The 24,178-nt window shown below is 45.2% G+C and carries 17 protein-coding genes and 1 pseudogene; 11 read left to right on the top strand and 7 right to left on the bottom strand.

The window, feature by feature from the left end:
* Window positions 1-9 precede the first annotated feature (9 nt).
* Entirely contained in the window at window positions 10-651 is a 642-nt protein-coding gene (locus MET42_RS0101605; protein ID WP_019880964.1) for a hypothetical protein, read from the top strand.
* A gap of 2 nt (window positions 652-653) precedes the next feature.
* On the opposite strand, the gene MET42_RS0101600 is transcribed toward MET42_RS0101605, so the two are convergent.
* The 6 genes from MET42_RS0101600 to MET42_RS0101575 form a co-directional block, all read right to left on the bottom strand.
* Window positions 654-2,375 (bottom strand): TolC family protein, encoded by a 1,722-nt coding sequence (locus tag MET42_RS0101600; RefSeq protein ID WP_019880962.1) that lies wholly within the window; start codon window positions 2,373-2,375, stop codon window positions 654-656.
* Complete coding sequence (locus MET42_RS0101595; protein WP_019880961.1) at window positions 2,372-3,679, bottom strand: HlyD family secretion protein; 1,308 nt, start codon at window positions 3,677-3,679, stop codon at window positions 2,372-2,374. The genes MET42_RS0101600 and MET42_RS0101595 overlap by 4 nt, the downstream gene beginning before the upstream one ends.
* Window positions 3,672-5,348 (bottom strand): peptidase domain-containing ABC transporter, encoded by a 1,677-nt coding sequence (locus MET42_RS0101590; protein WP_232411218.1) that lies wholly within the window; start codon window positions 5,346-5,348, stop codon window positions 3,672-3,674. The genes MET42_RS0101595 and MET42_RS0101590 overlap by 8 nt, the downstream gene beginning before the upstream one ends.
* A gap of 105 nt (window positions 5,349-5,453) precedes the next feature.
* Window positions 5,454-6,851: an ammonium transporter gene (locus MET42_RS0101585; RefSeq protein ID WP_024930313.1), complete on the bottom strand. Its 1,398-nt coding sequence runs from the start codon at window positions 6,849-6,851 to the stop codon at window positions 5,454-5,456.
* Between the two features lie 15 nt (window positions 6,852-6,866).
* Window positions 6,867-7,205: a P-II family nitrogen regulator gene (gene glnK / locus MET42_RS0101580; RefSeq protein WP_018986930.1), complete on the bottom strand. Its 339-nt coding sequence runs from the start codon at window positions 7,203-7,205 to the stop codon at window positions 6,867-6,869.
* Window positions 7,206-7,265: 60 nt separating this feature from the next.
* The gene (locus MET42_RS0101575; RefSeq protein WP_019880956.1) at window positions 7,266-8,213 is read right to left on the bottom strand and encodes a TorF family putative porin; all 948 of its coding nucleotides are present in this window, start codon (window positions 8,211-8,213) and stop codon (window positions 7,266-7,268) included.
* Between the two features lie 257 nt (window positions 8,214-8,470).
* On the opposite strand from MET42_RS0101575, the gene MET42_RS0101570 reads away from it, so the two are divergent.
* From MET42_RS0101570 to MET42_RS0101545, 6 genes and pseudogenes are all read left to right on the top strand, one after another.
* On the top strand, window positions 8,471-8,719 hold the full coding sequence (locus tag MET42_RS0101570) for an accessory factor UbiK family protein (protein WP_019880955.1): 249 nt from the start codon (window positions 8,471-8,473) through the stop codon (window positions 8,717-8,719).
* 45 nt (window positions 8,720-8,764) lie between these two features.
* Window positions 8,765-9,679, top strand: a pseudogene (locus MET42_RS14300) (YifB family Mg chelatase-like AAA ATPase); the annotation flags it as partial.
* Window positions 9,680-9,773: 94 nt separating this feature from the next.
* On the top strand, window positions 9,774-12,077 hold the full coding sequence (locus MET42_RS0101560; RefSeq protein ID WP_019880953.1) for a hypothetical protein: 2,304 nt from the start codon (window positions 9,774-9,776) through the stop codon (window positions 12,075-12,077).
* Window positions 12,067-14,199 (top strand): hypothetical protein, encoded by a 2,133-nt coding sequence (locus MET42_RS0101555; RefSeq protein ID WP_019880952.1) that lies wholly within the window; start codon window positions 12,067-12,069, stop codon window positions 14,197-14,199. Before MET42_RS0101560 ends, MET42_RS0101555 begins: the two co-directional genes overlap by 11 nt.
* A complete protein-coding gene (locus tag MET42_RS0101550; protein WP_019880951.1) occupies window positions 14,192-14,719 on the top strand; it encodes a hypothetical protein in 528 nt (175 codons plus the stop codon). The genes MET42_RS0101555 and MET42_RS0101550 overlap by 8 nt, the downstream gene beginning before the upstream one ends.
* A gap of 12 nt (window positions 14,720-14,731) precedes the next feature.
* Window positions 14,732-16,153: a site-specific integrase gene (locus MET42_RS0101545; RefSeq protein ID WP_019880950.1), complete on the top strand. Its 1,422-nt coding sequence runs from the start codon at window positions 14,732-14,734 to the stop codon at window positions 16,151-16,153.
* An 11-nt stretch (window positions 16,154-16,164) separates the two neighbouring features.
* Here MET42_RS0101545 and MET42_RS0101540 read toward each other — a convergent pair whose 3' ends face one another.
* Entirely contained in the window at window positions 16,165-17,862 is a 1,698-nt protein-coding gene (locus tag MET42_RS0101540; RefSeq protein WP_019880948.1) for a phosphoethanolamine transferase, read from the bottom strand.
* Between the two features lie 285 nt (window positions 17,863-18,147).
* Here MET42_RS0101540 and MET42_RS0101535 point away from each other — a divergent pair, with 285 nt between their 5' ends.
* The 4 genes from MET42_RS0101535 (at window position 18,148) to MET42_RS0101520 (ending at window position 24,147) form a co-directional block, all read left to right on the top strand.
* Window positions 18,148-18,513: a hypothetical protein gene (locus tag MET42_RS0101535; protein ID WP_019880947.1), complete on the top strand. Its 366-nt coding sequence runs from the start codon at window positions 18,148-18,150 to the stop codon at window positions 18,511-18,513.
* 66 nt (window positions 18,514-18,579) lie between these two features.
* On the top strand, window positions 18,580-19,857 hold the full coding sequence (locus tag MET42_RS0101530) for a TolC family protein (protein WP_231587212.1): 1,278 nt from the start codon (window positions 18,580-18,582) through the stop codon (window positions 19,855-19,857).
* 9 nt (window positions 19,858-19,866) lie between these two features.
* On the top strand, window positions 19,867-21,048 hold the full coding sequence (locus MET42_RS0101525) for an efflux RND transporter periplasmic adaptor subunit (protein WP_019880945.1): 1,182 nt from the start codon (window positions 19,867-19,869) through the stop codon (window positions 21,046-21,048).
* Window positions 21,049-21,057: 9 nt separating this feature from the next.
* Complete coding sequence (locus MET42_RS0101520) at window positions 21,058-24,147, top strand: efflux RND transporter permease subunit (protein ID WP_019880944.1); 3,090 nt, start codon at window positions 21,058-21,060, stop codon at window positions 24,145-24,147.
* Window positions 24,148-24,178 lie beyond the last annotated feature (31 nt).

Genomic DNA, 24,178 nt, shown 5'->3' with positions numbered 1-24,178 from the left:
CCTGATGCGATGTTTGACGACTTTTCAAGTGATCTGCGGCAAGAAATAGCACAGTCTGCCGCGCGCCTGATGTTCGAGGAAGGCATCAGTGACTATGGCCGCGCCAAGCGCAAAGCAGTGAAACTGATGGGCATACAACAGAATGCCCCTCTGCCAACCAACGCTGAAATTGATACCGCCTTGCGTGAGTACCATGCCCTGTATGCCGATGAAAATGATGCGGCGCACTTGCTGGAGTTGCGGCAAGCGGCCTTGCACACCATGCAGCTACTCAAAAAGTTTAATCCGCATCTGATTGGCTCGGTGATGGAAGGCACGGCAGGCCCTTATGCTGACACCGACATTCATGTGTTTGCGGAAAGCGGCAAAGAGCTGGAGATTTATTTACTCAACCAGAATGTGCCTTACCGGCTGGATGAGCAGCAATTTCGCATGTCAGACCGGCCGAGTAAGCAAAAGCACGACGTGGTACGCAAACGGGTGCCGGTGTTGCTGGTAGAAACGCGTTTTGGCACACAACGCATCAGCGTATTTGAAACCGATGATATCCGCACCGCACCACGTAAAAATGGTGAAAAGTCGGGCATACACCGCATGAACCTGCTGCAACTGACTGAAGCCCTTTACCCGGGCAGAACCATCAGCGAATAAGCTTATTGCAAACTGATCTGGCCATGCCCAAGTACGGTACCAGTGGCATAAGCCATATCCACCAGCGCCACCTGGTAATCACTAATGGCGCGAATTTCTTTTAACTGCGCCTCGCCCAGACGCGTTAGCGTTTCAAGCACCTCGGTCATGGTACGCAAACCTTCATTAAACTGCTTGAGCTCGGCTTCATAGTTAATGCCAGCCACCAGCACTTGCTGACGCGCTGCAATAATGCGCTGCCAATTCTGGTCCACTTTATCCAGCGAGTCATGTATCTCGCGTTTGACGGTCAGGGTTTGTAACGTTTTGGTGGTCAGGCGCTGCATGCGCTGTGCCACGGCCCGATCCAGCTTGGCCTTGCGCGCTTCGTTACTCACCGGCATTTCAAACTTCAGGCCGACCGACCAGTCGCGATAACGGCCACCAAACAAGTCCTGGCCGATATCACCGAAGCGCTCGCCGGAGCCGGACAATGCCCCATACTGGTAATCCAGCGTGAATAACGGCAAGGTCTGGTTTTGCAGATAATCAATCTGCACCAGCTCAGCACTTAGCTTCAACTCCTGATCCAGCAACTCAATACGGCTATCCAGCGCATCGCGGATCAAATGCGCACGGTCAAACTCAAACTTGACCAGGCTAGGCGCCGTCATTGGTACCCATGGCGACTGGCCTGTTTGATCATCCGGCAAATCATTGAGTAAAAACTGTAATTGCCGTTGTGCCAGTTTAAGGTTAGTTTCTGCCACAATCAGCGCTTCCATGCGGTCAGCCACACCTATATCGGCACGATTGATTTCTACAGCGGCCGTTAAGCCTTCCTGCACACGACGCTTGACCATGGCCAGGTTCTGGCTGGCATATTCAAACTGGTTTTTGCGCACATCCAGCGCCGCCCACGCCTCGTAAAGCTCCCAATAGGCTTTGTCCACAGTAGCGACAATGCGTATGGTCTGCAAGCGGGTTTTCAACTGCACGCTGTCGCGGTCCAGTTCGGCAACACGGATACTGGCCTCATTCACCTGCTGGCCTGCATTACGTAGCAAAGGCTGGCTAAACGAGAAGCGCAAGGCACTGCGGTACTGGTCGCTGGCAAACTTGCCCAGGCTCTGCCGGTTTTCCAGTGGCGCACTCAAGGTCACGGTACCACCCGTACGCAAAGGCACTTTGACACCCGCTTCGACATCCCAGAATTCCTTTTTTTGCGCATCCAGGTTGAGTTTTGCCAGCTCGCCATTCAACAGTGCATTGTCTGACTTGAGGATGACTTTGTCGCCTGCCATGGCAGGTGTGTCTTTTTCGGCATATTTGGCATAAGCAAAAATCACCTGGTCAAACTTGGCCTGCTCTTCTCGTAGCGATTGTCTCGCCAGCTCAGGATCCATTTTTGCCACTTTGATTTGCAAATTGTTTTGCAATGCCCGCTGCCGAATATCGGCAATAGTGACTTGAGAGCCTTGTGCCATTGGCACAATACTTTCACTTTCCGGGCTATCAAACGGCTTTAACGCAGTTTTTAAATCGACCGTCACCGACGATTTGCGTTGCTGCTGTTGCTTGACCGCATCGTGTAGTGGTACGCCAGGTTGTGGGCTATAGGTTTCTAACGCACGCCCTTCGGTCTTTTCCAGGCGTTGCCGCGCACGCGTGTCTGTCACCTCATCGGCCAACAATGCGCCCCAGGGCGAAGCAATCACCAATAGTGTTAACAGCCAGCGCGTCATGTTGCTTTGCCTCCGGCCTGTTGCAAGGGCACGGGTTCTGGCGGGATACGTGGCGGAAAGCCATTGAGCAAACGCCACAATTCGTAGCCTATGGTCACACGCTCAAGCAATACCCAGCCTTTGGCGCTGATGCCCTGGCGCAAAAACCTGGCCGATGGCCATTCTGGCGTACCGGCTTTATGTACGACCATGATACGGAAATGACCAGAGCCGTTATCTGTCGGGTCGACAAAAGAAATTTCACCTTCAAACGTGCCGACGCCAACCTGTGCCCAACCGGGCACCTGTATCGCAGGCCAGCCTTCAAACTCCAGGCGCACACTGCTGCGCGACGTAATCAGTGGTGCATCACGGCCATCAACCCATAGCTCGACCGCGCGCTGCGAGGTATGGGGCACAATCACCAGCAAGGGATCGCCCTGCTTGATGATCTGCGATTGCGAATTGACCGGTAACCTGAAAATCGTGCCATCCCTGGGCGCGACAATACGCTGCATATTTTGCCGCGCCAATGAGATTTCTGAATTGTGCAGGCTATTTTCACTGTCTGCGGTTTCGCCGCGAATCTTGTTGATCACCGCAGAAGTTGAGTCTAAATAGGCCTGGGTATCAGAACGGGTTTGCTGGATATCCGCCGCCGCCGAACTGGCTTCTGCTTTGGCTGATTGCCATTGCGCCTGCGCACTATTAAGGTTGCGGCTGGCAATAATATGGTCACGTTCAGCCACCTCCAAATCACGCTTAGACACCAGGCCATCGGCAAACAAACGTTGCAAACGATTGACTTGCAGGCTGGCCGCATCCAATGTCGCCTGCGCCGAATTCACCGCCTCCTGGCTACTGCGAATTTTCTGGTTGGCCACATCCAGCTTGTATTGGGCCGCAGAAATCTTGGCATCGCGTGCGGCGGTCAGGTTCTGTTTCTGTAACTCGTAATTACGCAATTCATCCTGTTTCGCACCCAGCTTGCTTTGCAAATTATCCCGCTGTGCTTCAAGACGCTGCTTAAAATTAGGATCAGTATCGGCAATCTCCAGCAGCAAATCGCCCTCTTTCACTTGCGAGCCCTCTTGCACATGCCAGCGATTGATCAGGCCATTCACCGGCGCATCGATGGTTTGTACGCGCTCGGAAGGTGAATAGGCAGTCACCTTACCCAAGGCCGTCACGTTTTGCTGCCAGGGTAAAAATAAAAACAAGGTCGGCAAACCCACTAACAACCAGGCTAACCGTTTGATCCAGACACGCAAATGCTGCGGCGTTTGCACGCTGTGCATCAGCGCTTGTTGCAATTGATTATGCATGATGGTCTCCCGCCTGGTTGCGCGGGCTATCCAGGGTCATCACCTGCTGGAATTGCTGTGCAATATGGGGGAAGCGTGTCGTCACGATCAGCATCCAATTTGACTGGTGGCGCTTAAGCAAAGTCAGTACCTGATCCAGCTCCTGCTGGCCGAGTCCATCCAGCAAGCCATCAATGATCAGCAAGTCCGGACGTCCTATCATCGCCCTGGCCAGCATCAGGCGTTGCAACTGGGTATACGTCATGGGCGCACCATAATCGGTCAGTACCGTATCCATGCCCTTGGGCAATTGGCTGATATCTTCCCACAAGCCCAGCATTTGCAAGATATCGACCATGGCATCCAGCGTGATGTTAGTACGGGTCAGGCGCAGATTATCCAGAATAGAGCCATGCTGCCACTCGACCTTGTTGGCAACCCCAATACGGTCACGCAAGTGGTCCAGGTTCAGTTGGCGCAAGTCTATGCCGCCATAACTGATATAGCCTTGGGCAGGTTGCCTGAGTCCGGTTAACAGCTCGAGCAAGGTGCTTTTACCGCTGCCCAATGCGCCCAGAATCGCCATACTCTGGCCATGCTGCAATTCAAAACTCACCTGGCTCATCAATGCTGGCTGACCATGATGGCTAAAACCCAGGCCAACCACTTTTAAAGGATGATAGCCGTCCAGGCTGGACTGATGCTCACCCACCGTCTCCACCGGCAAGGTCTCCAGCACGCCTAATTTATCGACCGCAGCCAGCAAATCGTAAAAATACTCCAGCTTGGTCACAAAGCGCACAAAGGCAGACAGCACGCCAAAAATAATCAATTCTGCCGCCACAAACTGGCCCAGGTTAATCTGTCCCTTGATCACTAAGGTGCCGCCGAGAATCAGCATGCCAGTGCCGATCACCGCATACATGCCAACCGCGCCAATCAACTGCATCATTAATACGCGGAAATGTTGTACTCTGGCACCGAGATAGTTTTGGGCCAGCACCTCAGTATTTTCTGTAGTACGTTGTTTGGCACCATAAAACTTGGATAACCATTTATTACGTGCAATGTTTTCCAGCCAGGCCGCCATATCGTACTTGGCCTTGGACTCCTTGAGCGCGGTGGTTTCCGCCTGCTTGCCCAGCAAAAATACGACAGCCCACAATACGATCAGCATCAGGATCACCAGAATGCCGAAGTACAAGCTGTAAAACAGTAAGACCACGCTACCAATCAAACCTTGCAGCAAGGCGGTCAGGCCAACCGTGAGCAGGGTTGCCACCGATTTTTGCACCGTCTGAATATCAAAGTAGCGGTTTACCAGCTCGACTGGATTGTGCTGGTCATAGACAGAGACATGAATCTGTTGTGTGTTTTGCGCAATGAGCAAACTATGCCGCACAAATACCCGGCGTTGAATCAGCTCAACCAGGAAACTCTCAATCGCGTAAATCCCCCCCGACAAGGCCAGCAGGCAAAACAGGATAAAGCCGACCACATACAAGGGCTGCAACACGCCGCCCATGGTGACGATATTGACCATGGTCTGCACCGCCACAGGCGTCGCAATGCCCAACACGCCATAGACTAGTGTCAGGTAAACCAGAAGCAGGATATCCTGCTTTTCAAAGGCGGCGAGTTTTAATACCCGTTGTACCGGGCTCAACAGGGAGGGAGTTAGATTTGCCATAATTAAGAGTTATTTTAGTTCAGGCCCACTACATGGATACAAATGTATTTTATTAAGTTCAAAAAAAAACGGCTCAATGAGCCGTTTTCTTTTTCACATCACGGATTACAGGCTGTAAGCACGCTCACCATGCTCAGTCGTATCCAGACCTTCGCGCTCGTATTCTTCACTTACGCGCAAGCCTACAACAGCGTCTACAACTTTGTAAAGAATCACACTCACGATACCCGTCCAGATCAAGGTCACCACGACGGCGATGATTTGGGTAGAAACCTGACCACCCATGGTCACGCCTTCGGCATAACCCACACCACCCAAACCAGGAGACATCAGCACGCCAGTACCTACCGCGCCCCAGATACCTGCCAGGCCGTGCACACCGAATACATCCAGTGAGTCATCATAACCCAGCGCACCTTTCAACTTGGTCACGCCCCACAGGCTGACGAAGCTGGCAGTGAAGCCCAGAATGATAGAACCCATCGGGCCGATGAAACCACATGCTGGTGTAATCGCTACCAAACCCGCTACCGCACCGGATGCAGCACCCAACATGCTTGGTTTGCCTCTGAACAACCACTCAGCCAGGATCCAGCCCAATACCGCAGCCGCAGTTGCCAGTTGTGTGTTTACCAGCACCATACCAGCAGTGGCATCAGCAGCCAGTTCGCTACCTACGTTGAAACCGAACCAACCCACCCACAGTAATGACGCACCAATCATGGTCATGACCAGGTTGTGCGGAGGCATGGCTTCTTTACCGTAACCGATACGTTTGCCCAACATCATGGCGCCAATCAGCGCAGCCACACCAGCGTTGATGTGTACAACAGTACCGCCAGCAAAGTCTTTGGCACCTAATTCAGCCAGATAACCACCACCCCACACCATGTGTGCGATTGGGATATAAGCAAAGGTCACCCACAACGCTGTGAACAGCAATACGGCAGAGAACTTCATACGCTCAGCAAAACCACCCACGATCAATGCTGGTGTCAACGCAGCAAAAATCATCTGGAAAGTCAGGAAAACATATTCAGGGATAGTGCCAGACAAGCTGTCCGTTGTAATGCCTGACAGGAATGCCTTGCTCAAGCCCCCAACGATGGCATTACCTTCACTAAACGCCATACTGTAGCCGTAAGCCGCCCACAACACGGAGATCAATGAGAACACCACGAAAATTTGCATCAACACCGAAAGCATGTTTTTCTGACGCACCAAGCCACCATAGAACAGGGCCAAACCTGGGATTGTCATTAAAATTACCAACACAGTAGCCACAATCATGAATGCGGTATTACCTACATCCAATGTTGGTGCAGCTTCTGCAGCCGCTGGCGCAGCTTCTGCAGCAGGCGCTTCGGCCGCTGGTGCTGCATCAGGGGTGACTGTTTCTTGTACTGTGATCGTTTCAGTCACAGTCTCTTCAGCATAACTCACTGGGGTTGCCGCCAGGCCAATCAAGGCGACCAGTGATAACATGGAAAGAATTTTCTTCATAGCTGAAGCCCTTTCTTATAGCGCATCCGGACCGGTTTCGCCGGTACGTATACGGTAAACTTGTTCCAGATCGAAGACAAATACTTTGCCATCACCGATTTTGCCAGTTGCAGCTGCTTTCTCAATCGCATCAACGACTTGATCAAGCATGTCGTCCTTGATGGCTACTTCGAGCTTCACCTTAGGCAAAAAATCCACGACATATTCTGCACCACGATATAACTCGGTATGCCCCTTTTGACGGCCAAACCCTTTGACCTCAGTGACTGTGATGCCTTGTACGCCAATGTTGGACAAAGCCTCACGCACTTCATCAAGCTTAAATGGCTTGATTATTGCGGATACAAATTTCATTTGCTTCTCCCGTTGTTAACTCTGGCGGGCACAATGCCCGCCAGATCTAAACTTGCTTATTTAGAATGTACGACCGACCGTTAATACCAGACGACCATCATTCAGATTTTTACTTTGCGCTTTGGTGCTGGTACCTTTACCGTTAAAGCTTGTACCACCATAGCCATTTTCACCCCAGTAGCGGGAGTTGTCTGACTCAACCCAGTATACGCCGGCGTTCCAGCCTTCGGTAGCACCAATTTTGAATGCTTTACTCAGACCAATTTTCCAGTCTGTGTAGTCTGGGTTAGTAGCACCAGAAATGGAAGTACTTGGCAAGTTTACGCCGCCATCTGGGCTAAAAGATTTGTCCAGTTTACCCGCCACATTCAAACGACCAACGTGAGCAATCAATGTCAAATCCCACCATGGCAATGGATAAGCCGCGTTCAATTCAAAATAGGTAGAGCCCTTAGTGCTGCCATCCCAACCTGTAGACTTATCCGCGCCCCACCAGTCAGTCAATGTGTAAGACAACTTACCGCTTAACCAACCATAGGATAAACCAACGTTAGCTTCATAAGTGTCCCAACTACCACCTTTAGGTGTCAATACATCATTTGGGTTAGCCGCATTTGATGCACGGTATTTTTTCCATGAACCACCTGGATACAGGTAGCCATACAGACCAGCACTCCAGCCCAAACCCTCAACAGCAGGTACGCTACCGTTGTAACCAGCATAAATATCAATTTCAGTGGTCGAATCAGGATAAGTGTTAGGTGACACGCCTGAACCCCAAACACCAGCATAGAAGCCGCTAGAATGGGTGATATCCATACCGCCTTGTGCGGTTGGTTTGTGCCATGTTTGTGAAATACCACGTGAGTAGTAATCTGATACAAAAGAAACGTTACCGGTCGCAGACCAGTCAGATTTAGCTTCTTCTTTAGCCTCTTCAGCTGCGTATGAAGCTTGTGCAAAAGATAATGCACCCAAAACTGCTGTGAGCAAAATAGATTGACGCATTTATGAGTCCTCTCTCTGTGAAAATCTTTGATCGAATTGTTGTAAACGAGAATGAAACAACATTGACCACAAAGCAAGGCACGTGCCAACCTATATAAACTAATAAAATCAAATAATTAACATTAAAATATAAAGCTAATTATTAAAAAAACATAATAACAAATTGTTTTTTATTAATTATGAACTTATTGTATTGGGGTAATTATATTTTCAACCCTGCTATACATGCTAAAATATTGTGCAAAGGAGTGCTTACTATGCTATTTACCAATGAAAAAATTAAAGAATTATCTTTTAAAATCAAACAACTAGTTGATTCAAGCCCCATTTCAGAGCTAGAAACCAATTTGCATGCACTATTTCAGGGCGCGCTCACCAAAATGGAACTTGTTTCACGCGAAGAATTCGATATTCAGTCAGCATTATTGGCACGTACCCAGCAACAATTGAAAACACTGGAAGAAAAAATCAGCCAGCTGGAACAGGCTCAACCAGCCAAGAAGTAAAAATTAATTTACAATTGTTGGCATTCCAATATTCAGGAGTGCGAAATGAGTCTGGCGGTGTTATACAGTCGTGCACTGAGCGGCATGGACGCGCCAGAGGTGGTGGTAGAAGTGCATTTGGCCAATGGCTTGCCAAGTTTCACCATCGTCGGCCTCCCTGAAACCGAAGTAAAAGAGAGCAAGGACAGAGTACGGGCGGCGATACAGACGGCACAATTTGAGTTCCCAGCCCGTCGCATTACCGTCAACCTTGCGCCGGCCGACCTGCCAAAAGAAGGCGGACGCTACGATCTGCCGATTGCGCTCGGCATTCTGGCCGCCTCAGGCCAACTGCCCAAACAACAGCTGGCAAATTATGTGATTGCCGGTGAACTGGCGCTCACAGGCGCATTACGGCCAATTCGTGGCGCGCTGGCGATGACATATCAACTGCTACAAGACAAAGCGGGCACCAGAGCGGCTATCTTGCCCCAAGAAAGTGCATATGAGGCGAGCCTGGTCGAAGGCTGCACCATTTTTGCGGCAGACAGCCTGCTTGATGTATGCGCGCATTTGTCTGACAAACAATCGTTGCCACAACACCCCTTGGTCACGCCGACGACAAACACCTTGCTGCCAGATTATCAGGAAGTCAAAGGTCAGCTACGCGCCAAACGCGCATTGGAGATTGCTGCGGCCGGCCAGCACAGCCTGCTAATGAGCGGCCCACCAGGCACGGGTAAGAGCATGCTGGCGCAACGGTTTGTCGGCATCCTGCCAGAAATGACCACGCAGGAGGCGCTTGAAAGCGCAGCTATTTTGTCACTGACCGGTCAGTTTCCAGCAACGAACTGGAAAAAACGCCCCTTTCGTGCACCACACCATACCGCCTCGGCAGTGGCATTGGTCGGCGGAGGCAGCGTGCCACGCCCCGGTGAAATCAGCCTCGCGCATCATGGCGTGCTGTTTTTGGATGAGCTTAACGTTTAGCTTTTCTTATAATATTGTCAATATGACTTTTATTTATATACATCAATAGTATATATGGACACCTCCAACGTGAAAGTAATTGACAATGATCAATATCGCAAGAGCAAACATAGATTTTCCCTTTTTGGCAATCAATCTACATGTCCTGCATAAATTAGAGGAGGCCCACCACAATGTGGAATTGGGCGTTGCTTACAAGGCAAAAGCTAAGCCAGTTTTACGTACGCTTGAATGCTTTTTGCAAATAACTAATCGAAAATTAAATGATTCGATTCTGCAAAGCCCGGCCTTTGGGGAAATAATCTGCCTATATGCTGGGGCTTTATACTCGAAAAAAATATTCGAAATAACTAATCAAACAACTTATACATATCTATGTATTCTATCCAGGCTTTGTGAGCAATCCCAAAAACTATTCGATTCATACCCCTTTCCTAGTTTGAAATTTCACCTGACCAAACCTTCCTTAGATGCAATCAGTTGTGTTGAAAAATTTGAAAAGCTTGAATTAAATGAAGAAAAAGTTTGGCTATGGAATGCTTGGAAATGTTCAAATAAAGAAAGTGCAGAGTACTGGGCACCCTTGTACGGCATTTACGAAAAATTTGGGCGAGATTTCACACAGAAACTGTACGACATTTGCACGCTATATTACAGCGCCAGTGGAGCCGATAGAATTCATGGCCTCAAGTCTTTTGTTAATTTTATACGTCAGACTAAGGAACCTCTAAATGAGAGGAACTTCCAAGACCCCCATTTTATGGGTCCTTTTCTAAGAAGATTTCTAACATTTTATTTTGAGGAGGGGTATGCAAGCGGAGTCAAGGTCAACACATTGATTACTCGCTGGAACGGTTCAATTCTTCCGTTCCTAAATACATATTTATTGCGCTCAGATTTATTTGCGGAACCTTATGGAGCGATCCCTTCAATCCCTTTTAAAAAAGGTCCAAAATCGAGCAAAAATATAAAAATTGCTGATGAAGGGTATCTTGTCAGTCAAAAGCTATTAACTGACATTCCTTTGCATGCAACTGATGAAGAAGCTATGCACCTTCTCTTTCATAATATAAAAGCTGATTTAGATATTGCCATAACATGGGCCGAATGGGCTATAAATGAAATATGGGTAAGATACACATTAAGATTAGAAAATAGCACCTTAGGAAAAGTAGTTAAGATTGGTCAGAGTGATAAAACAAATAAAAACTCATGGTTAATTGATCGTTTTAATCCTGATCATTTAAAAAATGCAGCATCTACATATTTCCATCATGGACATATTGTAGATAAAAAAAATAACGCGCATCTTTTTCTTCCGAACCCGTTACCTCAAACTGCATACGAATTAGGCTTACCTATCACAGGGGCACTTTTACCTTTTTGCATTATCTTGATTGCTAATCACCCACAAATAACACCGTCCTTCTTAGAGAAGCTGCAACTCTTTGACAAAAATGGAAAATTGGTTGGATTTGTGAAGTCTGATAACGGCTATAACTTGATTAGCTACAAAAGTCGCAAAGGGCCTTTACTTGCTGAACAAATCATTCATTTAAATCTAAAAACAACATTTATTGTTCAGCAAATGATTGACTTAACTACCAGCTTACGGAACCACCTAAAAAAGAATAATGATGATAATTGGCGATACCTATTATTAACATGTAAACGTGGCTTTAGTTACCCAGCAAGAATTAAAAGGTTAGCAAGCGATACTTCACTGAGATTTGAATCATTTGCGGAATCTTTAGCAAATACATCCTCTCTAGACTATGAGAAGCGCCTTAAATATGCTCTTAGGTTCAGCCTCCCGGCTTTAAGAGCCAGTTGTGGTGTTCTGGTATATCTTGAGACTAGAAGTCTCAGTGAAATGTCTAAAGCTCTGGGACACACCCAGTTAGACATAAGGCTCATCAGCCGGTATCTTCCAAGGCCAATTCTAGATTTTTTCCAAGAACGATGGATTCGTATATTTCAGGCAGCAATAGTAATTCATGCAATGAAAGATAGTGACCTTATGCTTGAAGCAAGTGGTTTCGAAACAATTGATGAAGTCGATGAATTCTTGAAAACACATGCTTTGAAACAACCTACAAACCCAGCTATCCAGAACAGCAACAACTTTACTGAGCAGAGCATCTTTAAAGAAATAGTATTTGGAGTCAATTCAGAAATTTTGACAGTGTTATTTAGCTTAATGCAAGCAGTTGACCAAGCCAAAAGTACTGTCAATGCAAAAGCTAAATATTGGTCGGAAATAGCTTATTACCTAATTAATCATATCGAAACTTTAATCACGCAAAGACCAGACTTGAAGCTATATCTTGATTATGCAAAGCAAAACTCTAATCCAGGCTGGATGGAAAAGATAATCTATGCAAAGTAATAAATTGTGGCCAGAAGAGCTTAGTTTTCTGGAGTCTATCAATGGCGACCGCTTTCAGGAGTATCGTCATTGTCCATTTCTTACTGTCTCATTTGATGCTGAAGTTTGGATTCTTGATTTTGGTAAGTCAGAATTCTGTACGCTTGATTTTAGATTAAAACTTGAAAACGGTAGTTTGTTGACAGATGAGACGAATAGACTGCTACTAGATTTATTTAAATGTTGGATTTGCATTCAGAGTCATTCGGACATAACCGGTGGGAAATTAATATCAATTAGCTCTGCTTATAACTCATGTAGAAGGGTATTTTCGTTAATCGATTATTTTTTATTAAATGCTGGTCAATTCAAATTGTCCCAATACGGGCTAATGAATGTAACTGAAAATGATATCTTCAATTTACTCGCGCAACTAGCATCTTCAAATGAAACATCAACGAGCATTTATCAGTTACCAATCAAACTCACCGAGTTTTTGAAACGAGAAATTTCAGAAGCGAACATTATTGAATTGAATGCACTCATTGAAAACAATTCTGAGCTAGCACTTGATATACCTGATGAGCAAGACTGTATGCTTCAACTCGATAAGCAAGAGATTATTTATGCAAGAGCAATACTATGGAGTAAAGGTTATTACAAGTCTGATTATCGAACCAAAAAGCGCCTTGAGAGTTATCGATTCTCACCTGATTATGAAAAATTATTTGAAATAATCTATCCAAACTCAATTCGTGCATTTACATCTAAGCCTCAAGCACCTGAATTACTTTTCGATCAAATTAATAGTTATGTGAAGGAATACCCCAGAGCATCAGTCACTACAACTTTGGAAGAGACCATGAGCGTCAAGGAGTGGTCAGCATATCGCTCAGCTATTAGATCACTTGGTCAACTCAAAGAAATTGGCTTACCAGCTCCAATTCTTGCACTCAATGCAACCGACCCAGCCTTCAGTCATGATAAATTCAGCTTGAAAGAAGCAGGTCGTTTCAAAACTGTGCCAAATGAAATTGTTCTTAAGTCTTTAAGACAAGCCATTGAATTTACCCTGTCCAATGGTAAGCAAATATTTGACAGTGCAATTGCTGTAATTGAAGCTGCAAGAAAAGAGGGTGTAAGTTGCTTCACATACTCAATTAACAATGATATACGCCCCCTATTAGATCCCAAAATTCAGGCAATGGGTGTCAGCACTTGGAACCTCAGAACGCTAATTAGTCCATTTGAATCAAGGCATGGGCATAGCGCGCGACTGACTTCGGCTGAGTATTTTCAACGATTACGAAATAATGAAGGACTATTTGAAGTTCTCAGAGTTCTATTTGGGGCAATTCAATTCAGTATAGGGACTTTAGTTGCTCGTCGACAAGCTGAATTACTTGGATTAATTGCTGGAAGGTCAGTTGATTTAGAAAAAAGAAATCTAATTTTTGATAATGGAAAGTCTGGTATAGGTGAAATTAGAGAAAAGGAAGCTAGACCAATCCCTCCTGTAGCAGTGAAGATGATTGATTTACTAGAATACTTCCACAAGCGCCTTAAGGATATAGGAGCCAGCAATCGCCAGGTAGAGCTTTTTTCATATCCAAATATGCATACAGGCGCTCCGGGACCAGCTGACACTAAGAAATACAACTCAAATTTAGATTTGTTTTGTGATTACTTTGAAACTGGATTGAACGATAAAGGTGAACGTTATTACATGCGACAGCATCAATTACGTCGCTTCTTTGCAATGTTATTTTTCTGGGGAAATTCTTTTGGTGGGATGGAGACACTACGCTGGTTTCTGGGCCATACAGACATTGAGCATCTTTATCATTACATAACTGAATCTACACCTGGATATGTTCTTCGTGCATCAAAAGCCCAATTCGGCAGTGAAATCATCAGGACAGATCCAATGGAAAGTAAAGCATTAGCAGACATTATAGAAAAACATTTTGGCACCAGAGAGTTTTCTGTTCTCGATAGTGATGAATTGCAAGAATACATAGAAGAACTTTTACTAGCAGGTCGTATTGAAATTGAACCAATATTCTTCATGACACCAGATGGACAATCTTTCCGCATTGCAATAAAAGTTAAAGAAAGCCCCCTGGAGAAATTCAATGGATAAACGTATTGAAAAAAGTAATCAATCCTTGTTGGCACTATCAAGCCTGTTACGGGAGGTTATCAATCATCCAGAAACGTATATTCATGATCAGCAACTAAACACAGCCTTAAAATCTCAAGGAGCCTTAGCAAAATTCTCAAATACATCTAAAGGAATCTTTAGCCTATCAATTAATACTCAAAAAAGAATTGCAGACTCAATTATAAATGGCGGCTACGAGGGACTAAACAAGTCAAGAATCAATGCACTGTTAGCTCTCGAATCAAGCTTACATACAAATAAAAAACCTAATAAGGAAACCAAAGCCGGACTTCTACTTGTCAATCAACAATTAGAAAAAGAAATGCAATCCATTAGACATGATCTCTTACTTTTAACTTTAGCATTTGAAAAATCATTACGGCAAGGGGCTGTTTATGCCAGCCGATCTGACTCACCTACTCAAGCCCTGTGCAAAAAAGAGCAAAGAGAGCTTTTAGACATGTTAACGCTCAGAAACATTCCGCACTTAAAAATGTGATGAAGATGAAAAATGATTAAATCTAAGCTTTATAACAGCACAGACAATAAATTTCAGCTTCCCTTATATGTTGATCAGCAACATCGAGTTATCCCCCAAGATGCAACAAATATTCCAATGATATCTTGGCCTAACGGGACGTGGTGTCTTGAGGCTAACGTTTATATATTAGAACTTTACAATAAAGGGCTCTCTAGAAGAAATCGCGGCGGGACCCTGCTCACTTACGCTACCAATATAAGTCATCTTTTAAGATATGCTTTTTACAACAGAATTTCATTGATAAACCTGACAGATAATCACTTCTGCCAATTTATCAAAATGCTACAAGCTGAAAAAAGAAAGCGTCAGCCAGAATTATTTGCACGAGACTCAAATTCGGTAATCGCTATCGGCCGTAATTGTCTCGAGTTTTTAGCATGTGTAGGAAGGCTTTATCAACTTGAGAACTTCATCGGTCGCAATGGTCAAATTAAAGCCGAGGAAAAAGAGTTTTATATTAAACAAGTCAGCTCTAATCATTTCACCGGAAAAGGAAAGCCAACAAGGAAATATTGGACTCATCGCGCATTTCCTACTCCAGACCCTCAAAAAAAGCGGCTACCTATTGGAACAGAAGCTATTGATAAAATTAGAAAGGTGATACTTCCAACAAGCTCATCCATATTCTTACGGAAGAGACGCTACCTCATGTTGAAGCTTTTAGAAATCACTGGCGGTCGCCGTTCAGAGGTTGCTGACTTAACTTGTGAAAGTGTTCGTATCGCTGCAAGCATGCCTAAACCACTACTGAATCTAATTACTATAAAAAAAGGAAGCGGCACTGTAGCGCATAGAATGATTCCAATTGCTAGTCATGATGCGAAATTTTTACTTGAGTTCATAGAAAAAAATAGGCGCAGTGTTATACGTGCAACTTGTGGATTCAAAGAAGATGATGGATATGTGTTAATCAGTGAAAGAACGGGAAAGCAACTCCGTTCAAACACCATAACTCAGGAAATCTCAATACTTTCAAAAGCAGCTGGTATAGTAGAAAAATGTTGCCCTCATATGTTTCGCCATAGATTTATTACCAAATTATTTGTGGCGTTAATTGAACAACATGAGTTTGATAACCCTAATAGCTTTAGACGCGCTCTACTTGAAGTTGAATCTATTAAACAAATTGTTCAACAATTTACCGGCCATTCAAATCTTGCTTCACTCGATGTTTACATAAATCTCGCATTTGAAGAAGTTACAAACTTCAAAAATACATTGAATGTAGTCAATACCAAAAGAATTGTTAAGTCATTTCAGAACACTTTAAAACAACTCTCAGGAGAGCTTAATTCTGGAGCATCACCAACTGAAATATTGGTACAGATACAAAAATATTTGGATGCTTTTGAAGATGACCTAAATACTTGCCACATCACTGAAGCTACATAATCAAAAATCACTTAGCTTGAGACTCCCTTATTATCAGTCGCAACTGCATCATGGTCTAATGAGTTATGTAGATGTCTGGCAGCCTCCATGTATGGCGTGCACATACTGGAGCGGAAATCATACGCTACTAACAATGAGCAGAAGACATCATCATGGCTAAGCACGGCACTTTTATGTTGCCTTAAGTGGTTTTCTGGAAAGGCAGATGAGTTGCCAGTCCAAACTATCAGTGGAATTTTAGTTTGCTCTTTGGGTGCAATCATCACCGGTGCTGCATGCAGATACATCCCGTATTCTCCGAGCGACTCACCATGGTCCGCGATATACATCATCCCAACATCATAATTTTCTTCATAGGGTTTTAAAAACTTGATGACCTCTGACAAAAAGTAATCTGTATAGAGAATTGCATTGTCGTAAGAATTGTCTATTTCCTGTTTGGTGCAATCTTTTAGCTCTTTGGATTTACAAACCGGGCTAAATTTCTCAAAGGCAGCGGGGTATCTTCTGAAGTACTCAGGGCCATGGTTTCCCATTTGATGCAGCACGATCAAAATGTCTTTATCATTCTTAGATTGAATATGTTTATCAAGGCCATCCAGCATGCCGATGTCCCTGCACTCTGGATCGCAGACTGGGTTCAATGTTGTGGACTGGAAGTTTTGATATTTAACTCTTAAGGCAACGCCTTTGGAGTCGGAGTTATTATCCCTCCACAATACATCGACGCCATTCCTGGCAAGCACATCAATGGCATTCTCCTGCTTTAATGCTGCCTGTTTATCGTAATTTTTCTTACCCAGAGAAGAAAACATACATGGCACAGAAACACTTGTGGACGTACCGCAAGAGGACACGTTATCGAAACTAATCACATTGGCGTTTGCAAGGTTGGGATTGGTAATTCGCTGATAACCGTTGAGTGAGAATCTGTCAAAGCGAGCTGTTTCACCAACCACCATAATCATCAACTTACGTTTATTGCCCGTAGTTGAGGTTTTTACTGCATCCCCAGCAATCGTTTTGAGCACTGTATTACGTGCTTCGTAAACTTTTGCCTCTTGATTCAGGTAATTGTAAGCGGAGTAAATGGAGTAAGTGGGGTTTGCGTAAAACCTTACAATCTTATGCTCTCTAATGAACGAAGCATAACCTGCAGTGAATGGTGCCACGACTACGATGGCAGTTAACACAAGAACAGAAATCGCTTTGAGTCGACCTTTGACTTCTTGTTTGAAGGCCAACCCTTTGGGAAAGAATTTGATGACCAAGTAGGCTGGTATGCAGCCTAATAGAACTAGCCTAAGCAAGAGTTCAATGCTTATTAATCCTTGCATTTCCTTAAAGTCAGTTTGCGCTACGTTATCCATCATAGTGTGATCGATGACCACACCAAAACTATCCATAAAATACGCGTTGATAGAGGCAACAATCAGCAATATGGCTAATATCCATTTTGCTGTTGTTCTGCCAATGCAAAGAATCTGAAAGACGATAGCGATCGTCGCAAAAAAGAAAGTTATTAGAGAGGCCAGGAAAGGTAGGTTATGGAAACTTACTGGATATGTTTTCAGCAAGTTTTGGCAAAGGGAAAGGTTGCCCGTCACCATAATGAATAACGAAATTGCCAATATCCACTTGGTTTGTGTTTCCGGTACAGAAAAGTATTTTGCAATCCCTGTTTTGAAAGTACTTGAAAGCATCGTCATATCTTCTAATGATTATCATTCTTGATAAGCAATTCGGATGCCAGTTCGTAACCGATTGAATTTTATATATTTAATTAAAACTCATCCTGATAGCCATGCATTTTTTGCAGAGTGATATCTTAAATTTCCTGCAAAAAATGCACCCATGAATGATTGGTTTTATTGATAGTCCACAGAAATTAAGAGGCAGATTCAAAAGTATGCTTCGGGGATTCAGACTTTTGTACATTTAGTTACACTAAACTCATTGACTCATCAATAAGTTATTGTTAGATTTAAAAAGGCATGTATCAAATTTTTAAAAAATTCATGGTATTTCTTGCGCTGATCTCAGTGATGAGTTCATCGGCGTGGGCCTTTTCGCCTGAAGTTTTATTTGATGATGCTGTAGCGTCTCAAGCGGTTATGCAAGATGTCCATTTGATTAATAAGTCACAAATCACTTCGGTCTCAGATAATCAAACTGTCCCGATGCCGGAGCAGTTTTGTGATCATGCTTGCCATATCTCTGCACATATCACGGCTATTGAGACCAATGAAGTAGTTAGTACACTTTCCCAATTGGGCTCGACGATTTTCAAAACTGAGCCTAAAGATCAGTTCACCAACCCTGTCCTAAAAAGTCTCTACAGACCTCCTGCACTCATTTAGTCAATTTGTCTAAGATGCTGACTCGTTCAGCATCTTGATCATTGATCTAACGAGAGAGGTCTTGCCGTGTTTGAATCATCTATTAGAAGATGGCTATTACTTTCAATAGCTTTCTTCATAGCTCCAGCTATACAAGCTGAACCATTAACATTGGATGCAGCTTGGAATATTGCTGCCCAGAATAACCCTGATCTGAAACGCTTGATCGCCAACCAGAGTATTCCGGCTGGCGAATTCCAGGATGCATCAGGTCCACTTTATTACAACCCAACAGTCAACCTTGAGGCGAGAACACGTCGTATTGCTCAAACTGGCGCATCAGACCCATATCGAGGTGAATATGGCATAGGCGTTTCTCAAACCTTTGAGATTGCCGGACAGCAAGGCTTCCGTAGGCAAGCAGCTGAGGAAAGCAAAACGGCAATTAGCCAGGACATTGCTGAAGAGTACCGTGTCCTGCATGCACAGTTGGAAGAGCAGTTTATTACTGTGCTCGCAGTACAAAAGCGTATCGAAGTTGAAAAGCGCATTCTCAAGCTCATAGAGCAAAACACCTCCCTGTCTCGCAAGCGGGTAAGTGCCGGCGAAGATAGTTTGCTTGATGGTAATCTAGCCATCGTTGATGCTGAACGCGCAAGAAATCAGCTGATCTCTTTAAATGAACAACTACTGCGTGCCAGAACCCAACTAGCTGCCACACTACAACTCAATGCCAACGACTTTCCAGAGGTCACGGGGCAATTAACTCCAAATCAGACGCAATATACATTGCAGGATCTTTTCAACAAATTAGACTCCCGCCCAGGCATTCAGGCACTAACCAGTAAAGAAGCTTCTGCACGCTCACGCTTGGAGCTGCAAAAAAGCATGCGCTATCCAGATTTAACGGTGAGTCTGATCAATACCACCGAAGCCAGTTTGGCAGGTAGCGACAATATCTCATCCATCGGCGTTTCTTTGCCATTGCCTATCTTCCGCCGAAATGCTGCGGGTGTAGGTCGTGCGGCCGCTGAGCTTACCCAATCAGAAATCAACCGCACCTCTGGTACTCGCAATGCAAAAGCGACTATAGAGGCCGCATGGTTACGTCGTGAAAATATCAAAGACCGTGTAAGACGGTTAGATAGCGAGGTATATCCGAGGTTGGAAGAAAACCTGATACTTTCCAAGAAAGCCTTTGAAAACGGAGAAATCGGCTTACCTCAGTTATTGATTGTGCAAAGGCAGGTTGTGGATGCGCAGCGAGACATCATTGATGCTCAGAAAGAACTGCGCCTCGTGCAGATCGAATTGGAATATATCTCTGGCTGGCTATCCCCTATAGCTGCAACTGATCAAAACTAGGAAACTAAAATGCTAAAGTTCTTCAGAAATTTATACGTGATTGCACTGGCATTTTCAGTCATCATTTTTCTCATGATTTTAAGCGGGTGCAGTTCTGAGAACAACCAGCCTCAAGAGCCGAAAACAGAAACCTCAAGTATCCCAGCGGAGACAAAAGCTGATGAGGATTTAATTAAATTAAGTCCTGCCGAGATACAGAAAAGTGGTGTCACTATCGCCAAAGTGACCAAGCAACCCATACAGGATCAGCTCAGTTTTACAGCGAACATTTTGGCCAATCAAAATAAACTGGCTCATGTCACGCCTCGTATTGAAGGGAAGCTGTCCAAAGTGATCGCCAATCTTGGAGACCATGTAAAAACAAGCCAAACCCTAGCTGAGATTGACAGTGTTCCGATGGGGGAGGCTCGTGCACAATTCAGAAGCTCTAAGACCGATCTAACGCTAGCTCAGGCGAACTTTGATCGTATATCCAAGCTGTATGAAGACAAGGTTGTGCCACAAAAGCAATTCATTGAATCTCAGTCTGCACTGGAGCGCGCTAAATCAGCGCTCTACGCAGACTCTGAAAGATTAAGAATGTATGGCGGTCTGGATCAGCAGAGTGGATCTACCTACCTATTGAAAGCACCATTCAACGGCATCGTGATAGAGAAAAATGCAGTGATTGGTGAATTAGCCAATCCAGCAGATACCATTTTCACCATCGCGGACATGTCAACGGTGTGGATTGATGCCGATGTTCCAGAAAGGGATTTGCAATATCTGGAAGTCGGTAAAACAGCCAGTGTGACTGTGACCGCTTATCCCGATGAGGTATTTACCGGGAAAGTGAGCTACCTATCTAGTGTGGTGGATAAAACCACCCGTACGGTCAAGGCGCGTATCGAACTGCCTAATACAGAGCAAAAGCTTCGCATCGACATGTTTGCCAAGGTCGTTCTGAATCATTCTGGTACGAAGGATGTTCTAGTTGTACCTAATACATCTGTCGTGATGGTACAAGGTATCCCTAATGTCTACGTGAGCGAAGATGGCGGATTTAAAGCAAGAGCTGTAGAACTAGGTGCCCGATATAACGAGTATGTCGAAATCAAAACTGGATTAACTGAAGATGAAAGCATCGTTCAGACAGGCGTATATGCTCTAAAAGCTCGACAACTCAAATCACAAATCAGTGATGAGCACTAGGAGAACAGCATGTTGAATTGGATATTAGATGCTGCCCTCAAATACAAGCTTCTTGTCATTCTTGCCTTTGTTGTCGTGGTTTTTTTCGGTGTCAAAGCATGGCAGGAAGTCCCTCTAGATGCTTTCCCAGACGTGACTCCTGTGCAGGTAAACGTGTACACGGAGTCTCCTGGACTTGCTTCTGAAGATGTTGAAAAGCTAATTACTTTTCCAGTCGAGAGTTCTTTGGCTGGCCTGAAAGGTATTGAGGAGATTCGGTCAGTTTCATTGTTTGGTTTGTCTTATATCAGTGTTTATTTTTCTGATACTACTGACATACAACAGGCTCGCTTTTTGGTGGGTGAAAAGCTAGCTGATGCTCGCTCCAGAATGCCGGCAGGCTATGGCGAACCAACACTTGGCCCTAACACATCAGGTTTAGGTCAGGTACTTTGGTATACCTTGAAGTCCGATAAGCAAAGCACTATGGATCTTCGCACATTGCATGACTGGAATGTGCGTATGGTGATGCGTACCGTACCCGGAGTCGATGACATCACATCCTGGGGAGGCAACGAGAAACAATTTCAGGTTCAAATCGACCCTCAAAAGCTATTCAAATATGGCCTGACCTTCTCTGAAGTCATCGACAGATTGGTGGCAAATAACCATCAGGTTGGTGGGCAATACGTCAATATTGGCCAAGAACAGTTCTTGGTGCGTGGCTTAGGGCTGGTTAAAAATAGCCGCGATATTCAACGTATCGTCGTCTCTGAGAACCAGGGTACGCCAGTCTATGTAGAAAACATTGCCAAAGTAGTTGAAGGCGCAGGCCCCCGTTTTGGTGCTGTTACGCAAGATGGCAAGGAAGTTGTGATGGGTATGGTACTTGCCAGGATTGGTGAAAATGCCCAGCAAGTGGTTGATGCTGCCAAAGAGAAGTTGGAGCTGGTGAAAGCCACCTTACCTAAGGGTGTGACACTGGAAACTGTTTATGATCGAACCGCGATCATTGACAAGGCTATACGTATGGCAGACCGCGCCATGATTGAGGGCGCATTGCTAGTCATTGCGGTGCTGTTCATGTTGCTTGGCGAAGTGCGTTCGGCTTTAGTCGTCGTTGTAGCAATCCCAATGGGCCGTCTGATCGCTTTTATCTTCATGGAGAAATATGGCATCTCAGCTAATCTGATGTCATTGGGTGGTTTGATTATTGGCCTAGGTATGACCATTGATGGCCCACTGGTTCTTGTTGAGAACTGCTTCCGTCGTTTGGCTCACTTCGCTGGTCAAAAGGTAGATAGATCCAAAATCGTACTCGATGCTTCACGAGAGGTGATCAATCCAATCACTTTTGGTGTGTTGATCATCACAGTGGTTTTCCTGCCTATCTTCTCCCTGACGGGGCTGGAAGGGAAGCTATTTAAGCCCTTGGCCATCAACATGACTTTTGCCATGATTGGCTCAATGATCCTGACGCTGACACTTATTCCGGTGTTGTGTTCTTTGGCGTTGAAGCCAAAGGAAGAGAGAGATCCATGGCTGATTCGCTTAATCAAGCCTAAGTATGTATCTCTGCTGAAGTGGTGCTTGGCACATAAGAAGCTAGTCGTAGGCTCTACGGGTATTGCCTTCATTGCCGCCTTAGCGATGTTTCCATTCCTGGGCAAAGAGTTTATGCCCAACCTGCAGGAACAGGACATTCTCTTTAGGGTGACAGGCATCCCTTCTACCTCACTTGAGCAATCTATTTCAGTCTCTGATCGTGTGGCGAAGAGCCTCAAAAAAATGCCCCAAGTGCAAAGCAGCCTGGCAATGATTGGTCGTGCAGAAAAGGGTGAAACCGCTGACGTGAACTACATGGAAGTACTAGTGCATTTAAAACCAGCAGACTCATGGCCTCAAGAAATTACCTATGGCGACCTCGCGCAGCAGCTCCAGGAGCAAGTTGAAAAAGATGTCCCTGAGGCTGTTATTTCGGCTTCTCAACCTATCCAGTCTCGGGTTGAAGAATTGATCTCGGGCGTCAGGGCAACTTTGTCTGCAAAAGTCTATGGTGAAGATCTTGCAACCATTGATCGTATCGCTAATCAGGTAAGAGCTGTGGTCTCCAAAGTTAATGGAGTTACAGATCTGGCGTTGGAAGCCAACATAGGAAAACCGCAACTCATTATCAATGTGGATCGTGAAGCGATCGCCCGTTATGGCATTAATGCTGATGATGTCTTACAAGTTGTGCAATCAGGCATTGGTGGCAAGCCCGTCTCTACGCTGATTGACGGTGTGAAGCGATTTGCCATCCAAGTTTGGTTACAACCGGAGTACCGCAGTGATATTCGAGCAATTAACGATATCCCCATTTCAACATCTCAGGGTGCGTTGATTCCGTTGTCTCAAGTTGCTAGCGTTGATATTGAAGAGGGTTATTCATTTGTCAGACGTGAGCAATTGCAACGTTACGCAGTGATTCAAATGGACGTGCAAGGCCGGGACATTGATGGCTTTGTTAAAGAGGCCCAAGCCGCGATTGAGCAGCAAGTAAAACTTCCAAGTGGTTATTGGATTCAATGGGGTGGCGCATTTGAGAACCAGCAACGAGCCATGACTAAGCTGGCAATCATTGTACCGCTTACCATTGGTCTGATATTCGTTCTTCTCTACACAGCCTTCCATTCACTACGTTATGCCGGACTGATTATTGCCAATGTGCCTTTCGCAGCAATCGGCGGCATTTTCTCTCTGGCAATTGCCGGCCAGTACCTCTCGGTGCCTGCGGCGATTGGCTTTATCGCAGTGTTCGGGGTGGCCATGTTGAACGGTATTGTCTTAGTGGAGTTTATCAATGGCTTACGCGAAGAAGGCAAGTCCGTAGATGAGGCTGTACTGGAAGGTACCACTCTCCGATTAAGGCCTGTGATGATGACGGCCATGGTAGAGATCTTTGGTTTGATCCCGTTCTTACTTGCAACCGGTGTCGGTTCAGAAATCCTTAGACCACTTGCTGTCGTGGTTATTGGAGGCCTTCTCACGGCTACGGCACTTACCTTGGTTTTCCTGCCGGTTGCGTACGACTGGATGGAAACAAGGAGGGAGCTCAACGAAGCTAAAAACCCAAATTGATTTGGAGTTTTGGTTAATTAAGTGATCGGAT

The organism is Methylophilus sp. 42 (assembly GCF_000384155.1).
In the GTDB taxonomy this organism is placed as follows: domain Bacteria; phylum Pseudomonadota; class Gammaproteobacteria; order Burkholderiales; family Methylophilaceae; genus Methylophilus.
This window is presented reverse-complemented; position numbering and strand designations above follow the sequence as displayed.

Excerpts from the sequence above, each read along its gene's own strand:
- MET42_RS0101600 (WP_019880962.1), bottom strand. The coding sequence starts at position 2,375 with ATGACGCGCTGGCTGTTAACACTATTGGTGATTGCTTCGCCCTGGGGC.
- MET42_RS0101585 (WP_024930313.1), bottom strand. The coding sequence starts at position 6,851 with ATGAAGAAAATTCTTTCCATGTTATCACTGGTCGCCTTGATTGGCCTG.
- MET42_RS0101570 (WP_019880955.1), top strand. The coding sequence starts at position 8,471 with ATGCTATTTACCAATGAAAAAATTAAAGAATTATCTTTTAAAATCAAA.
- MET42_RS0101590 (WP_232411218.1), bottom strand. The coding sequence starts at position 5,348 with ATGGCAAATCTAACTCCCTCCCTGTTGAGCCCGGTACAACGGGTATTA.
- MET42_RS0101520 (WP_019880944.1), top strand. The coding sequence starts at position 21,058 with ATGTTGAATTGGATATTAGATGCTGCCCTCAAATACAAGCTTCTTGTC.
- MET42_RS0101560 (WP_019880953.1), top strand. The coding sequence starts at position 9,774 with ATGATCAATATCGCAAGAGCAAACATAGATTTTCCCTTTTTGGCAATC.
- MET42_RS0101545 (WP_019880950.1), top strand. The coding sequence starts at position 14,732 with ATGATTAAATCTAAGCTTTATAACAGCACAGACAATAAATTTCAGCTT.
- MET42_RS0101540 (WP_019880948.1), bottom strand. The coding sequence starts at position 17,862 with ATGACGATGCTTTCAAGTACTTTCAAAACAGGGATTGCAAAATACTTT.
- MET42_RS0101550 (WP_019880951.1), top strand. The coding sequence starts at position 14,192 with ATGGATAAACGTATTGAAAAAAGTAATCAATCCTTGTTGGCACTATCA.
- MET42_RS0101555 (WP_019880952.1), top strand. The coding sequence starts at position 12,067 with ATGCAAAGTAATAAATTGTGGCCAGAAGAGCTTAGTTTTCTGGAGTCT.
- MET42_RS0101535 (WP_019880947.1), top strand. The coding sequence starts at position 18,148 with ATGTATCAAATTTTTAAAAAATTCATGGTATTTCTTGCGCTGATCTCA.
- MET42_RS0101525 (WP_019880945.1), top strand. The coding sequence starts at position 19,867 with ATGCTAAAGTTCTTCAGAAATTTATACGTGATTGCACTGGCATTTTCA.
- MET42_RS0101605 (WP_019880964.1), top strand. The coding sequence starts at position 10 with ATGTTTGACGACTTTTCAAGTGATCTGCGGCAAGAAATAGCACAGTCT.
- MET42_RS0101595 (WP_019880961.1), bottom strand. The coding sequence starts at position 3,679 with ATGCATAATCAATTGCAACAAGCGCTGATGCACAGCGTGCAAACGCCG.
- MET42_RS0101575 (WP_019880956.1), bottom strand. The coding sequence starts at position 8,213 with ATGCGTCAATCTATTTTGCTCACAGCAGTTTTGGGTGCATTATCTTTT.
- glnK (WP_018986930.1), bottom strand. The coding sequence starts at position 7,205 with ATGAAATTTGTATCCGCAATAATCAAGCCATTTAAGCTTGATGAAGTG.